Source organism: Streptomyces sp. RerS4, from assembly GCF_023515955.1.
Lineage (GTDB): Bacteria > Actinomycetota > Actinomycetes > Streptomycetales > Streptomycetaceae > Streptomyces.
The window spans coordinates 5,527,101-5,541,533 of the sequence record NZ_CP097322.1 but is presented as its reverse complement, the minus strand read 5'-3'; the positions used below and the strand labels follow the sequence as shown (position 1 = coordinate 5,541,533).

4 protein-coding genes are annotated in these 14,433 nt (G+C 75.6%); all 4 read right to left on the bottom strand.

Annotated elements, in window-relative coordinates:
• Positions 1-93 precede the first annotated feature (93 nt).
• Genes M4D82_RS25625 through M4D82_RS25600 form a run of 4 tightly spaced genes read right to left on the bottom strand, consistent with a single transcriptional unit; the run spans position 94 to position 14,408 of the window.
• Positions 94-1,515 carry an MFS transporter gene (locus M4D82_RS25625; RefSeq protein WP_249768277.1) on the bottom strand — a complete coding sequence of 474 codons (1,422 nt, stop codon included), beginning with the start codon at positions 1,513-1,515 and terminating at the stop codon, positions 94-96.
• Positions 1,512-2,534: an ornithine carbamoyltransferase gene (locus M4D82_RS25620; RefSeq protein WP_249768276.1), complete on the bottom strand. Its 1,023-nt coding sequence runs from the start codon at positions 2,532-2,534 to the stop codon at positions 1,512-1,514. Before M4D82_RS25620 ends, M4D82_RS25625 begins: the two co-directional genes overlap by 4 nt.
• A gap of 4 nt (positions 2,535-2,538) precedes the next feature.
• The gene (locus M4D82_RS34125) at positions 2,539-9,150 is read right to left on the bottom strand and encodes a non-ribosomal peptide synthetase (RefSeq protein ID WP_283844507.1); all 6,612 of its coding nucleotides are present in this window, start codon (positions 9,148-9,150) and stop codon (positions 2,539-2,541) included.
• Entirely contained in the window at positions 9,147-14,408 is a 5,262-nt protein-coding gene (locus M4D82_RS25600; protein ID WP_249768275.1) for a non-ribosomal peptide synthetase, read from the bottom strand. The genes M4D82_RS34125 and M4D82_RS25600 overlap by 4 nt, the downstream gene beginning before the upstream one ends.
• Positions 14,409-14,433: the final 25 nt, after the last annotated feature.

The window sequence follows — 14,433 nt, the reverse complement described above, 5'->3', positions numbered from 1 at the left end:
CGCCATACCTGGCCTATATCGGTCTTTTCGCAGGTCAGAGGCGGGGCCCGGAGGGGGTGCCGGGAGGGTCCGGCGGAAGGCGCGCCGGAGCCTTCAGGAGGCCTCTACGGCCTTCTCGTCGAGCGGGTTGCGACGCAGGGCGGGCGAGAGCAGCGCGACGAGGGCGGTCAGGCCCATGGCGGCGCTCAGGCCGAGGACGGTACGGGTGGCTCCGAACGCCTCCAGGGCGAAGCCGGCGGCCACCGGACCGGCGGCCATGGCTCCCGAACCGACCAGCATGGCGAGGGAGTTGGCCCTCCCCCGCATCCGGTCGGGGGCGACGCGGACCATGAAGACCCCGCCGGCGACGTTGAACACGCCGCCGACGTAGCCACTGGCGGCGAAGAGCGCGCCGAGGGCGTACGGGTCGCGCAGGAACGCGACGGGGACCATGAGCGCGGTCCACACGACGAGGCCGCCGAGGACCAGGGTGCGCAGCGAGAACCGGGTGGCCCACCAGCCTCCGCTGATGGCGCCGACGAGCCCGCCGGCCCCGCTGAGCGAGAGGACCACGCCGATCTGGAACTGTGAGCCGTGGTTCTCCTGGATGCCGGTCATGACGGCGAGGTTGAGGCCCTGGAAGAGCACGTTGGAGACGGCGACGGCGGCCATGACGGCCCGCAGGAAGTGCTGGCGCCACATCCAGACGAGCCCCTCCTTGACCTCCTGGCGCAGGTTCGGGCGGGGCCCGGTGCGTTCGGACTGGAGCTTGCCCTTGACCCCGAACAGCAGGACCACCGAGGCGAGTTGGCCGACCAGGGCGGCCACGTACGGGAAGGACGCGCCCAGGGCGACGAGTCCGCTGCCGAGCGGTTGCCCGGCGATGGCGGCGCCGCGCGTGCGGGCCTCGTTGCCGGTGAGGGCGGCGGGCAGTTGCTCCACGGGGACCACCGCGGGCACCGCCGCCCGCTCGGCCAGCTGGTGCAGGACGCCGAGGGTGCCCTCGACGAAGGCGGCGAGCAGCAGCGCCCAGAGCCAGACGTGGCCGCTGAGCAGCAGCGCGGCGACGGCTCCGGCGACGAGCGCCTGACCGAGGCCGGCGCCGAGCATGATCCGGCGCCGGTCCCAGCGGTCCACGAGGGCGCCGCCGGGCAGTTGGACGAGCAGCTGCGGCAGGAGGAGGGCGGTGCCGACCAGGCCGGCGTCGCCGGGTGAGCCGGTGAACCACAGGACGGTGAGGGGGTAGGCGACGGCGGTGGCCCGTCCGGCGAGCAGCGACAGTCCGGCGCCGCCCCACAGCAGCCCGAAGTCGCGGTTGCGGCGCAGCGGGAGGGGCTGGTCGGCGGCTTCGGCGTCGGCCGTCGCGTCGGCTCGTGTCACGGCTGCGGCGGCCGGGACCGCCGGGACCGCCACAGCGGCCGGGTCGGCGGGCGGCGCGGCGGCCGGGCCGGCGGGCTCCGCGCCGCGCGCCTCGTCCTCCGCGAGGTGCCAGGGCAAGGCCGCCGGGTCCGTGACCGTCTTCGGCGGCGGGGTCACCGTACGGCCGACGCGAGGTGCGTGGCGTCGGCGTACGCCGACGGGTCGGTCGCGTCGCCCGTGCCGGAGTGGGTGTACTCCAACACCGCCATGGCGCTGTGCATCTTGTTGGTGGCCTGGGCGAAGGCGATGCTCGTCGGCCCGTCCAGCACCTCCGCGGTGACCTCCTCGCCCCGGTGGGCGGGCAGGTCGTGCATGAAGACGGCGCGCGGACTCGTCTCCCACAGCGCGGAGGTGACCTGGAACGGGGCGAAGATCTCACGCCAGTTCGCGTCCGGCTTCTCGGTGCCCGTGGTCTGCCAGCGGGTCGTGTAGATCACGTCGAACCCCTCGGGCAGCACGTCCATGTCGTGCCGCTCGACGAGGACGGCGCCGGTGCGCTCGGCCTGGGCACGGGCGCGCCGCAGGATGGAGGGCAGCAGCCCGTAGCCGGGCGGGGTGCGCAGCTCGAAGTGGACTCCGGCGTAGCGGGTCAGGGCCAGGGCGAGGGCGGCGGCGGTGTTGTTGCCCTCGCCGACGTACAGGACCCGCAGGCCCTCGACGTGGCCGAAGTGGCGCAGGAGGGTGGTGAGGTCGGTGAGGGCCTGGGTGGGGTGTTCCTCGGCGCTCATCGCGTTGACGACGGCCATCCGGTCCTGGGAGGCCCAGCCGCGCAGCTCGGCCTCGGGTCCGGCGGTGCGGGCGACGAGGACGTCGAGCATTCCGGAGAGCACCCGTCCGGTGTCCTCGACGGACTCCCCGGTGTTCAGCTGGAGGTCGCCGGGACCGTAGGCGACGATCCTCGCGCCGACGCGCAGCGCCCCGGAGGAGAAGGCGGTACGGGTCCGGGTGGAGGTCTTGGCGAAGTAGATGCCGGCGACCAGCCCGTCCAACGCGCGGGAGTGGGTGACGGTGCCCGCCGAGAACGCGGCGCCGCGGGCGACGATCCGTCGCAGGTCCCGGTCGGTGAGGTCGTCGATGGAGATCAGGTGGCGGGCGGCGGGGCGGCGGCCCGGCCGTTCGGCGGTGTGCGGGTCCATCGGATCAGCCCTTCTCGGGGTGGTCGGCGCCGGCTTCGGGCGCGGTGGTCTGGCGGCCTTCGAGTGTTTGGCGTGCTTCGAGTACTTCGCGTGCTTCGAGCGCCGCCGCGGTGCGGGCGACCGTGTGGTGGCGCAGGGCGGTGGCGAGGTCGAGCGTGAGCCCGTGTCGGCGGGCGGTGACGAGCAGCGGGGCCACGAGCAGCGAGTCGCCGCCGAGGTCGCGGAAGTCGTCGTGGACGCCGACCCGTTCGAGGCCGAGGACCTCGGACCAGACCTCGGCGAGCACCTTCTCCAGGTCGGTGCGCGGCGCGGTGTACGGGAGCGGGGTCGCGGTGGCCTCGCGGGAGGCGAGCGCGGCCTTGTCGCGCTTGCCGTTCGCGGTGAGCGGCAGGCGGGCGACGACGGTGACGGCGGCGGGGATGGCGGCGGCGGGCAGGACGGACCGCAGCCGCTCGCGCAGGGCGGGAACCTCGACGGAGCACCCGTCGACGGGCACCACCCAGGCGGCGAGCCGCTTGCCTCCGTCGGCCGCGTCCACCGGCGTCACGAGCGCCTCGCGGACGGCCGGGTCGGCGACCAGGGCGGCCTCGGCCTCGCCGGGTTCGACGCGGTGGCCGCGGATCTTGACCTGCTCGTCGGCGCGGCCGGTGAACTCCAGGACGCCGCCGGGCAGCATCCGCGCCAGGTCGCCGGTGCGGTAGAGGCGGGTGCCGGGCAGGCCGTACGGGTCCGGCAGGAACGATTCGGCGGTCAGGGCGGGCGCCCCGGCGTAGCCGCGGGCCAGCCCCTCGCCGCCGAGCCACAGCTCGCCGGTGATCCCGTCGGGCACCGGGCGCAGCCGGTCGTCGAGGATCCGCAGCAGGGCCCCGGGCAGGTTCGAGCCGAGGGGGACGAGGGTGCGCCGGGAGTTGGGCCGCACGTGCCCGAAGGTGGCGGCGACGGTGGCCTCGGTGGGCCCGTACTCGGCGCCGAGCAGCATCCGGCCGCCGCCGGCGGCGATGCGGGCGGTGACCCGTTCGGCCTGGGCGGTGGGGTAGGCGTCGCCGGCGCAGACGGCGATCCCGGCGAGGCCGCCGAGCTCGCGGTCGTCGAGCTGCGCTTCGAGGAGTTGGAGGTGGCCGGGGGTCAGGCCGACGAAGGAGTACGGTGCCCCGGCCATCAGCAGCGGACCGAACTCCTCGGGCTGCCAGTTCTGCGGCAGCAGCCGCACCGGCTGTCCGGTCAGCAGCGGCGCGTACAGGGCGGGCATGCCCAGGTCGAAGCCGACCGAGGTGAACCACGGCGCGCCGCCGGAGCCGGCCTCGGCGTAGGCCCGTACGGCCCAGTCGAGGTAGTGGGCGAGGGAGCGGTGACTGATCTCGACGCCCTTGGGGGTGCCGGTGGAGCCGGAGGTGTGCAGGACGTACGCGAGCCGGTCGGGGTCCAGGGTCAGGCCCAGCGGGCTCGCGTCGGTCTCCTCGCCCACCTCCTCGACGGTCAGGATCCGCCCGGCGAGCCGCGCGGCGAACCGGTCGGCGTACGCCTCCCGCGTGAGCGCGAGGTCGAAGCCGAGGGCGGCCACCCGGGCGTCCGGGGTGCAGGGGTCGACGGGCACCTGGGCGGCGCCCGCCTTCCACACGCCGAGCAGGGCGGCGACGAGTTCCGGTCCGCGGTCCAGGAGGACGGCGACCCGGGTCTCGGGGCCGGCGCCGAGGGCGCGCAGCCGGCGGGCGATGCGGTTGGCCCGCCGGTCCAGGGCGGCGTAGGAGGTGCCGTCGGCGCCGGTGCCCGCGCCGGTCAGGGCGGTGGCCCAGGGGGTCCGGGCGGCCTGCGCCTCGAAACCGGCGAGCGTGTCGCGCGGGGTCTCGGGGTGGGGCAGGGCGGGCGCGGTGAGGCGGTAGTGCTCCTGCGGGGTGGGGAAGCCGGTGGTGGCGTCGCCGTCGGCCCCGGTGCGGGCCATGTCGGTGAGCACGGCCTTGTAGAGGGCGGCGAGCCGTTCGGCGTGGGCCTTGGCCAGGGTCCGGGTGCGGGAGGCGATCGACAGCCGGCCGCGTACGGGGGTGCCGACGACGAGCGGGAACTCGTTGGGGCTGTCGTCGCGGCTGGCCATGATGTCGATGAGTTCCACGTCGACCTGGTGGAAGTCGAGGTAGTGGAAGAGGACGTCGATGAGGTGGCTCTCGCCGCCGGCCGCACGCATGGCGGGCATCGGGTAGCGGCGGTGCGGCCACAGCTCGACCTCGCGGGCGAAGACCTCCTGGGCGAGCTCGCCCCAGGTCGCGGCGCCCTTGCGGTAGGGGAAGGGCACCGAGTTGAGGTACATGCCGGAGACCCGCTCGGCGCCGGCCTCCTCGGGGCGGGCGTCGGCGACCATGCCGCCGCGGAAGTTCCCGGCCCGGGTGAGCAGCGACAGGACCTTGCTGTGCGCCGCGTGCAGGACGCTCTTGTACGGGACCTGCGCGGCCGAGGCCAGGGCGCGCAGGCCCGGCTCCAGCTCGCCGAGCTCGATGTCCATCCGGTAGCGCTCGTCGGCGGCGCGGGGGTCGCCCGCCCAGCCGGTCGGGATCGTGAACTTCTCGTGCCCGTCGACCAGTTCGCGCCAGTAGTCGCGGTCCTCGGGGGACTGCAGGGAGCGCAGCTCGCCGGCGATGAAGTCGGCGTAGCGGACGGCCGGCGCGGGTGGGGCCGGGTCGGGTTCGCCGCCGGTGCGGATCGCCCGGTAGGCGCGGAGCATCTCCATGAGCTGGGAGTGGTAGCTCCAGCCCTCGATGACGGGGTGGCACTCGGTGATGGACAGCCACCAGCTCTCGTCGTCGACGAGGTGGACGGCCATCCGCATGAGCGGGGCGACGGCGAGGTCGAAGAGGTCCTCGCGGTCGCGGTCGGCGAAGGACCACAGCGCGGACTCGCGGTCCTCGCGCGGCAGCCCGCGCAGGTCCTCGAAGAGGCACGGCATCGACACGGTACCGACGGCGTGCACCAGCTGGAGGGGCTCGCCGTAGCCGGTGAGGGCGAACGACGTCCGCATGACCTCGTGCCGCTCGACGATCAGGTCGGCCGCCCGCTGGAACGCCTCGGGGTCGAAGGGGAGTTCGTCGCGGATCCGGAAGGAGGTGATGTTGTGGTAGCGGTTCTCGCCGCTGCGGCCGTGCATCTCGACGAGCATGCCCGCCTGGATCCGGGAGACGGGGTAGGCGTCGGTGACGTCCGCCGGCAGGGCGGCCCGGTCTTCCTCGGAGATCAAGGCGAAGGGCGCGACGGGTCCGTCGGTCCGTTCGGCGGCGCCGTCGCCGACCTGGTCGGCGAGGGCGGCGCGGAGCCGGGCGACGGTGCGGTGCTCGAAGACGTCGCGGACGGTGGTCTCCCAGCCGGCCTCGCGCAGCGCGCCGACGAGGGTGACGGCGCGGATGGAGTCCCCGCCGAGGTCGAAGTAGTTGTCGTGGACGCCGACCGTCTCCAGGCCGAGGACCTTCGCCCAGACGGCGGCGATGGAGGCCTCGGCGGCGTCGCGGGCCTCGACGTGCTCGCCGACGGTGGTGGCCGCGCGACCGGGGGCGGGCAGGGCCCGCCGGTCGAGCTTGCCGTTGGCGGTGAGCGGGAGCGCGTCCAGGGTCAGGTAGGCGGAGGGGATCATGTAGGCGGGCAGGGCCTCGCCGAGCGCGTCGCGCAGGGCGGCCGGGGCGAGTTCCGCCTCGGGGGCGCCGGGGGCGGGGACGACGTAGGCGACGAGCTGCTTGTCGCCGGGGGTGTCCTCGCGGACCAGGGCGACGGCCTCGGCGATCGCGGGGCGGTCGGTGAGGGCGGACTCGATCTCGCCGAGTTCGATGCGGTAGCCGCGCAGCTTGACCTGGTGGTCGACGCGGGCGACGAAGTCCAGATTGCCGTCGGGCAGGACCCGGGCGAGGTCGCCGGTGCGGTAGATGCGGGCGCCGGGGGCGCCGTAGGGGTCGGGCAGGAAGCGTTCGGCGGTCAGGTCGGGGCGGCCGGCGTAGCCGCGGGCCAGGCCGATGCCGCCGATCCACACCTCGCCGGGTACGCCGACGGGCAGCGGGCGCAGCCGCTCGTCCAGGACGTACATGGTGGTGTGCGGGATGGCGCGGCCGATGGAGACAAGCTCTGGGGTGAGGGAGCCGGTGGTGAGGGAGCCGGTCGCGGTCGGGCCGTCGGGGGCGCCGTCCGGGGCGAGGAAGTAGGCGGAGTTGCCGACGGTGATCTCGGTGGGGCCGTACTCGGCGGCGAGTCGGGTGCCGTCGGGGCCGGCGGCGGCCGCCCAGCGTTCGGCGAGGCGGTGGGTGAAGGAGTCGCCGGCGGCGATGACCAGGCCGGCGAGGTCGCGGACCTGCTCGTCGGTCAACTGCTGTGCGAGCAGGTCGAGGTGGCCGGGGGTGAGCTTGATGAAGGCGTACGGTCCCCCTTCGGCGAGCAGGGCGCCGAGGTCGGCGGTGTCGAGGTCCTGCGGCAGCAGGTGCACGGCCTGGCCGGTCATCAGCGGGGCGTACAGGTCGGGCACGCCGAGGTCGAAGGCGACGGAGGAGAACAGCGGGGCGCCGCCGGCGCCGGCGGTGGCGTAGGCGCCGACCGTCCAGGTGAGGTAGTTGGCCAGGCCCCGGTGTCCGATGAGGACGCCCTTGGGGCGGCCGGTGGAGCCGGAGGTGTAGATGACGTAGGCGAGCTGGTCGAGGTCGAAGGCGGTGGGCAGTTCGGCCTCGGCGGTGGCCAGCGCGGTCCGTTCGGCCGGGTCGTCGATGACGACGAGTTCGGCGTCGTCGAAGCGGTCGGCGTGCCGGGACTGGGTGACGACGAGGCGGGTGCCGGTGTCGCCGAGCATGAAGGCGATGCGCTCGTCGGGGTAGCCCGGGTCGATGGGGACGTAGGCGGCGGCGGCGCGCCAGATCCCGAGGAGGGCCGCGACGAGGTCGGGGCCTCGGTCGAGGAGGACGCCGACGGTCTCGTCGGGGCGCACGCCCAGCTGGAGCAGGCGGCGCGCGAACCGGTCGGCGCGGGCGTCGAGTTCGGCGTACGTGAGGTCGCCGTCGGCGTGCCGGACGGCGACGGCGTCCGGGGTGGCGGCGATCTGTTCGGCGATGGTCTCGAAGACGGGCCGCAGGGCGGCCTGGTCGACGGGGGCGCCGACGGGTTCGGCGGGGCCGTCGAGCAGCAGGGCGCGTTCGGCCGCGCCGAGGAAGTCCAGCGTGGACAGCGGGGCGTCGGGGTCGTCGGCGACGGCCGTGAGCAGGGCCGCGTAGTGGCCGGCGATCCGCTCGGCGGTGGCGGCCTCGAACAGGTCGGTGGCGTACTCCAGGGCGCCGTGCAGGGAGCCGTCGGGGCGCTCCGCGAGGTGCATGGTGAGGTCGAAGCGGGCGATGCGTCCCTGGGCGGCGACCGGGGTGACGGTGAGGCCGGGCAGGTCGGGGCTGTCGGAGCCCTGGCCGGAGGCCAGGTCGAACATCACCTGGAAGAGCGGGGTGGTCGACAGGTCCCGCTGGGGTTCCAGCTCGTCGGCGATCCGGTCGAAGGGGGTGTCCTGGTGGTCGAAGGCGTCCAGGACGCACGAGCGGTTGCCGGCGAGCAGCTCACGGAAGCCCGGGTCGCCCTGCCAACGGCCGCGCAGGACGAGGCTGTTGTACGCGTAGCCGGCCATCTGCCGGAGTTCGGGGCGGGTGCGGCCGGAGACGGCGGTGCCGACGGCGACGTCCTGCTTGCCGGTGTAGCGGCCCAGCAGGGCCTGGTAGGCGCTGAGCAGGACCATGAAGAGGGTGGCGCCCTCCTGTTCGGCCAGCGCCCGCAGCCGCCGCGCGTCGGCGGCGGGCACGTCGAACTCGGTCACCGCGCCGGCCCAGCCGCGTACGGAGGGCCGCGGCCGGTCGGTGGGCAGACCGAGCGGCTCGATGCCGGCGAGCCGGCCACGCCACCAGTCGAGGGCCGCCTCGGCGGCGGGGCCGCTCTGGCGGGCGTTCAGCCAGGCCGCGTAGTCGGCGTACTGCACGGGCGGCTCGGGCAGGACCCCGTCCAGGGGGCCGGTGACGGCGCCGGCGGCCCGGTAGCAGGCGGCGAGGTCGGCGAGGAGCAGCGGCCGGGTCAGGGCGTCGCAGGCGATGTGGTGCATGACGACGACCAGGACGTGGTCGTCGGCGGCCAGGCGCAGCAGCCGCACGCGCAGCGGGGCCTGGGTCGCCAGGTCGAAGACCTCGCCGGCGCGGGCCTGGGCGAAGGCGGTGGCGGCGGCGTCCCGGTCGGCCTCGGCGACCCCGGTGATCTCGCTGACCGCGTAGTCGACGGGGCCGGCCGGGTCGATGACCTGGCGGGGCTCGGCGCCGTCGATGACGTAACGGGTGCGCAGGATCTCGTGGCGGGCGGCGAGGGCGTCGAAGGAGCGGCGCAGGGCGCGCTCGTCCAGGGTGCCGCGCAGCCGGTGGGCGAGCGGCAGCAGGTACTCGGGGCTGTCCGGGTCGAGCTGGTGGAGGAACCACAGCTGGCGCTGGCCGGCGGAGAGCGCGAGCGGCGCCCCGCGGTCGGCGCGCGGGATGCCCGTACGGGCCGGGGCGCGGCCCTCGCCGCGACCGGCGCGGCCGGCGAGCCGCCTGCGCAGCAGTTCCGCCCGCAGCTCTTCCTGCGTGGGTGCGGTGGGTGCGGTCACGGCTGGTACTCCCTGTGGGCGATGGCGAGTTCGGCGTGGTCGAGGGTTTCGATCTCGCTGCGGACGGCCTCCTCGACGGCGGCGGCGAGGCCGGCGACGGTGGGGTGTTCGAAGACGGCGCGCAGCGGCAGCTCGACGTCGAACTCCTCCTGGAGGCGGGCGATGACGCGGGCGGCGAGGACGGAGTTGCCGCCGATCCGGAAGAAGCCCTGGCGGGCGCCGATCCGGCGGGTGGTGCCGTCCTCCCCGGCGAGGACCTCCGCCCAGATCTCGGCGACGATCTCCTCGACCGGCCCCTCGGGCGCGGTGTAGGCCTCGTCGGAGAGGGCGGCGGCGAGGTCGGGGGCGGGCAGCGCCGACACGTCGACCTTGTTGTGGCGGGTGAGCGGGATCTCGGGGACCGGCACCAGCAGCGCGGGGACCATGTAGTCCGGCAGGCGGCGGGCGCAGTGGTCGAGGAGGGCTCCGTCGCCGGGCGGGTTGTCGCCGCGCGGGACCCAGTAGCCGACGAGCGCGGCGGTGGGGCCGCTGCCGTGGACGACGACGGCGCACTGCGCGACGCCGGGGTGTTCGGCGAGGACGCCCTGCACCTCCCCCGTCTCCACGCGCCGGCCCCGGATCTTGGTCTGGCCGTCGGCGCGGCCGGCGAACTCCAGCGTGCCGTCGGGCAGCATCCGGGCGCGGTCGCCGGAGCGGTAGAGCCGGGCGCCGGGGGCGCCGTACGGGTCGGGGACGAAGGAGGCGGCGGTCAGGTCGGGGCGGCCGTGGTAGCCGCGGGCCAGTCCCTCGCCGCCGATGCACAGCTCGCCTGTGACCCCGTACGGGACGGGCTCCAGGTACGCGTCGAGGACGCGGGCGCTCACGTGCGGGTAGGCGCGGCCGACGGGAACGGAGACGGCGGTGTCCTCGGCGTCCCAGCGGGTGGCGGCGATGGTGGTCTCGGTGAGCCCGTACTCGTTGACGAAGCGCAGCAGTCGGCGGGACAGCTCCCGGGCCAGGGCGGGCGGGCAGGGCTCGCCGCCGGTCTGGCCGACGAGCGGGCGCCGGCCGAGGCCCGCGTCGATGAGCATCTGCCAGTGCGGCGGGGCGACCTGGAGGTGGCTGACGCCGTGCTCCTCGATGAGCCGCAGCTGCGCGGCGTGGTCGGCGAGGTCGCGCTCCTGGGCGAGTACCACCCGGCCGCCGGCGACGAGCGGCATCAGCAGCTCGGTGCAGGAGATGTCGAAGGTGGGTTGGGCGAGGGCCAGCCAGGCGTCGTCGGGGCCTTGGCCGAAGTCCAGGTGGGCCTGCGAGGCGCGCAGCATGGCGAGCAGGGTGCGGTGTTCGACGGCGACGCCCTTGGGGCGGCCCGTGGAGCCGGAGGTGTACATGAGGTAGGCGAGGCGGGCGGAGTCGGCCCGGTCCCCCTGCCCGTCCTCGGTGGGGCGGGCGCCGAGCGCGAACCAGGCGGCGAGGCCGTCGGCGGTCAGCGCGGGCTCGCCGGCGGCGAGGGCGGGGGCTGCGGGGGCTGCGGAGAGGGCGTCGGCGGCGCCCGTCGCGTCGGCGGCCTCGTCGGCGCCGGCCGTGGCGGTCGTGGCCGTGGCGGTCGTGGCCGTGGCGGCGCCGGCCGCCCGGTCGAACGCAGCCAGTCGCTCGTCGGTGTCGACGGCCAGCCAGGGGCCGTCGTGCCGGGCGCGCAGCCGGGCGGCACCGGCCAGGTCGGAGACGAGCAGCCCGACCCGGGCGTCGTCCAGGACGTAGCCGAGGCGCTCGTCGGGGGCCGACGCGTCGAGCGGAACGTAGGCGGCGCCGGCCTTCCAGATGCCGAGGTAGGCGGCGATCAGGTCGGGCGTGCGGCCGAGCAGGACGGCGACGGTGGTCTCGGGGCCGGCGCCGAGCTCCCGCATCCGCCGGGCGAAGGCCTCGGCGCGGCGCTCCAGGCGGCCGTAGGTCCAGCGCTCCTCGCCGCAGACGACGGCGATCTCGTCCGGGGAGGTGCGGGCGACGGCCGCGATGACGGTGTGCACGGTGTCGTCGGGCGCGGGCGACGCACCCGGTTCGGGGGCGCCGGGGCCGAGCGCGAGGATCTCCCGGCGCAGGGCGTCGGGCAGCATCGGGGCCCGGTCGAGGCGCACGCGCGGGTCGTCCACGAGGGACTCCAGCAGGCGCACCCAGCCGTCGGCGAACCGTTCGACGGTGGCGCGGTCGAACAGGGAGGTGGCGTACTCGACGAGGCCGAGCAGGGAGCCGTCGCCCTGGCGCTGGAGGACGAAGGTGAGGTCGGTACGGGCGCTGCGCCAGGCGCCCCGGAAGGCCTCGATGTCGCCCTCGGCGGCGGCGGTGCCGGTGCGGCCTTCCTCGTGCAGGTCGAACATGACCTGGTAGAGCGGGGTGCGGCCGGGGTCGCGGGCCTCGTCGAGTTCGGCGACGAGCCGGTCGAAGGGCAGGTCCTGGTGGGCGAAGGCGGTGCGCGCGGTGTCGCGTACGCGGACCAGGGCCTCGGCGAAGGTGGCGTCGGCCGGCGCGTCGCAGCGTATGACCAGCGTGTTGAGGAAGAAGCCGACGACGTCGGCGACCTCGGGCCGCTCCCGGCCGGCGACGGGCACGCCGACCGGCACGTCCCAGTGGCCGGTCAGCCGCGCCACGAGGGTGGCGAAGGCGGTCAGCAGGGTCTGCTGGAGGGTGGCGCCGTGGCCCCGGCCGAGGGCGGCGGCCCGTTCGGCGAGCGGCGCGGGGACGGTGAAGACGTGGGCCGCGCCGATGCCGTCGCGGACGGCCGGGCGGGGCCGGTCGGCGGGCAGGTCGACGGCGACGATCCCCTCCAGGGCCCGCTTCCAGTGGGCGCTCTCCTCGGCCGCGGCGGCGCCGGACAGCCGGCGGCGCTGGTGGACGGCGTGGTCGGCGTACTGGACGGGCAAGGCGGGCAGTTCGGCGCTCGTACCGTGGTGGACGGCCTCGGCCAGGGCCAACAGGTCGCGTTCCAGGACCACCGAGGACCAGCCGTCGCAGGCGATGTGGTGGATGGACAGCACCAGGTGCAGGCTGTCGGCGCCGCGTACGAGGAGGGCCCGCCAGACGGGGCCGTTCTCCAGGTCGAAGGGGCGGCTGAACTCGTCCTCGATGAGGGCGTTGCGGGCGGCGGCGGTGCCCGCGCGGGTGGTGCGCAGCTCGACGCGGGCCTCGGCGTCGACGATCTGCACGGGCTCGGCGGCGCGCAGGACGTAGCGGGTGCGCAGGATCTCGTGGCGCTCGGCGAGCGCGGTCAGGGCGGCGGTGAGGGTCTCGTCGGTGTAGGCGGGGGGCAGGGTGATGAAGACCGGCGCGTTCCACTCGGCGCTGCCGGGCCGCATCCGGTCCATCAGCCACAGGCCCTGCTGGCCGGGCGACAGGGGCAGTCCCCCGTCGGGGCGCGGCACGGGCCGCACGGTGTCGTCGGCGGCATGGGCCGTCCGCGCGTCGATGGGCGCGGGGGCTTCGGTGAGCAGCGCGGCCTGGGCCTCGACGGTGGTGGCGGTGAACAGCGCGCGCAGCGGGACCTGGACGCCGGAGGCGGCGGACAGGGCCTGCGCGAGTTGGCTCAGCAGCAGGGAGGCCCCGCCGAGCTGGAAGAAGTCGTTGCCGACGCCGATCCGCTCGGCGGGGATGTCGAGGAGGGCGCCCCACTGCTCGGCGACGATCCGCTCGGCGGCGGTGCGTACGGGCACGTGCGCGCTCTCGGCGGCGGCGGCCGCGGCGGCCGGGTCGGGCAGGGCCGAGCGGTCGATCTTGCCGTTGGCGGTGAGCGGGAACTCGGCGACGGGCACGAACAGGGACGGGATCAGCGGATCGGGCAGCGAACGGCGCAGGAAGGTGCGCAGTTCCTCCGGGCGCAGGTGTTCACCGCGGGACTGCACCCAGGCGACGAGCCGGTAACCGCCGGAGCCGTCGGGGACGGCGGCGGCGACGGCCGCGCGCACCCACGGGTGGGCGGCGAGCGCGGCCTCGACCTCGCCGGTCTCGATGCGGACGCCGTTGACCTTCACCTGGTGGTCGAGGCGGCCCAGGTACTCCAGGGTGCCGTCGGCCAGCCAACGGACGCGGTCGCCGGTGCGGTAGAGCCGCTCGCCGGGCGGACCGTAGGGGTCGGGCACGAACCGCTCGGCGGTCTGGTCCGGGCGGCCCCGGTAGCCGAGGGCCAGGCCGACGCCGCCGGCGTGCAGTTCGCCGGGGACGCCGACGGGCACGGGTCGGCCGGCCGGGTCGAGGACCAGGGCCCGCATGTGGGCGATGGGCCGGCCGATGGGGACGGCGCCGGTCTCCTGCGCCGGGTCCCAGCGGTGCTCGGTGATGTCGACGGAGGCCTCGGTGGGCCCGTAGGTGTTCCAGATCTCGGCGCGCGGGGCGCGTTCGGCCAGCGCACGGCACAGTTCGGCGTGCAGCGGCTCGCCGGCGCTGAAGATCAGCCGCAGGGCTTCGGCGTTCTCCCAGCCGGACTGCTCGACCAGCCGGCGGTAGACGGAGGGAACGCCCTGCAGGACGGTGACGCCGTGCTCGGCGACGGCGCGCAGCAGCGCGGCGGGGTCGCGCTCGGCGTCCTGCGGGGCGATGGCCACCGCTCCCCCGCTGATCAGCGGCGAGAACAGTTCCAGTCCGGCGGCGTCGAAGCCGACGGTGGTCTTGAGCAGGAACCGGTCGGCGGGACCCAGCTTGTGCCGGTGGGCCAGCCAGCGGACCCGGTTGGCGATGCCGGCGTGGGGCACGACGACGCCCTTGGGCCGGCCGGTGGAGCCGGAGGTGTGCAGGATGTACGCGGGCCCGGCCGGGTCGGGGGCCACCGGGAAGCCGTCGCAGGCCTCGACGTCGACGGCAGCCGGCGCGGTGACCTCGTCCGCCGTGACGTCCAGGGACGTGACGGAGCCGGGCAGCCGGGCCGCCGTGCCCTGGCCGGTGAGCACGACCCGCGCGCCGGAGTCCTCCAGGACCAGGGCGAGTCGGGCCTCGGGGTAGGTCGGGTCGAGCGGGACGTAGGCCCCGCCCGCGAACCAGACGCCGAGCAGCGCGGCGATCAGCTCGGGGCCGCGCGGCAGGCACACGCCGACGAAGTCGCCCGGGGCCACCCCGGCGGCGCGCAGCGCGCCGGCGTAGCGGACGGCGAGCCGTTCCAGGGCGGCGTACGTCAGGCAGGCTCCGCCTCCGGCGAGGACGGCGGGGGCTTGCGGGGTGCGGGCGGCCCGGGCCCTGAACAGGGCGGGCAGCAGCAGACGGCCGGGGGCGGATCCCGACTGCGTACGGTCGTTCACGTTCTCTCCTTCATCGGGATCGTGG

What these genes read in the sequence shown, in the direction of transcription:
- M4D82_RS25620 (WP_249768276.1), bottom strand. Translation starts at nt 2,534, where the DNA reads ATGGACCCGCACACCGCCGAACGGCCGGGCCGCCGCCCCGCCGCCCGC.